At 38.3% G+C, this 1,290-nt stretch carries 1 protein-coding gene; it reads right to left on the bottom strand.

Annotated features, from left to right (window positions below; genetic code table 11):
- The coding region (locus tag LSE01S_RS10590) for an ISL3 family transposase (RefSeq protein ID WP_082791969.1) at positions 1–1,199 on the bottom strand (1,199 nt) is incomplete at its 3' end.
- Positions 1,200–1,290: the final 91 nt, after the last annotated feature.

Consider the following 1,290-nt stretch of genomic DNA (forward strand, 5'->3'; position numbering starts at 1 on the left):
ACAAAATTTTTCCAATTGCGAAAACCGTAGGCTGTACGTTTTATTTGCTTAATCTTTCTATTTACACCTTCAATAGGGCCATTTGAAAGGTGACATTTTGTCATATTTATAATGAGTTTTTTGTTATGAATTAGCGTTTTGATAGTTGAAAACAACTGAGGACTCACGTCCTCAACCGATTTTAACGTCTCTAGAAAAGCTTGATAGTCACGTTTCTTAAAGGACTCAACCAAGTTATGTACGACAAAGTATGTATTCTCAAACTTCTTATCTAACTCGAGGCCTCGCCAGACCAATGATTCTTGAGTCATCCGATCCTTAAGATGAGGAAACCATTGTAGTTTTCTTTTTTCCAATTGATCATAACCTAAAAGGTATAATCTCCAGTGGTGCTTGAGAACTCTATATTCAACCGAGGCTGGTTTAAAGCGTTTCATTAGTTGGACGCGAGTCTGATTTAAGGACTGAAGGACCATTTGAATTAAGTGAAAGTTATCAGCGACGATTTGAACATTTGGAAATAGTTCTCGAATGACTGATTGATATTGGGCATTAAAGTCCATGACGACCCGTTTAACTTGTTTCCGATTCTTTAGAGAATAGTGATTAATAAAGAAGTTTCTGATTTCATCATTGCGACGACTAGGAAGAATTGCAACCTGTTCATGGGTAACCGCATCGATGACGATGAAGCTCATGTGATGACCTGTAGACCGAAATTCGTCAATACACAGTGACTCAGGCAGGCCATCATAAGTTATGCGAGTCTGCTCACCTAAAGCCATCAGCCGTCGGCTGACAGTGATTGTGGATACATTAAATTGGGCCGCGATGTCAGTCATAGTTCGATCTTCAATTAAGCATTTATCAATTCCATGTTGAGTGTTTTCACTAATCTGATGGCGAGGCTTTACTAAAGGTGTTTGGGCTATGACGGTCTTACCACAACTTTTACAAAGAAAACGTTGTTTGCTGATATGTAACAATGCGGTCTTTTCTGAAATATTTGGAATACGAATATGGACAGTTTTAGTTCCATTGTGAACTACCTTAGAATGCCCACAACGTGGGCATTTGGTGATGAGGTAGGACAAGTCACAAAGTATATTAAGAACGGTTCCTGAATCTTTGACTTCGAAGTTTGTTAAATTATTATCTGTAATTTGAAGTAAATCTCGAGTAAACTGGTCTTGGGACATATCACTCATTCTCGCTTTCTGCTGATTTTGGTCGATTGGTGCAGGCACAATGGTGGTGTGTCCTTTTATTATATAAAAAAATGGTGTCGAT

Source organism: Levilactobacillus senmaizukei DSM 21775 = NBRC 103853, assembly GCF_001592085.1.
Lineage (GTDB): Bacteria > Bacillota > Bacilli > Lactobacillales > Lactobacillaceae > Levilactobacillus > Levilactobacillus senmaizukei.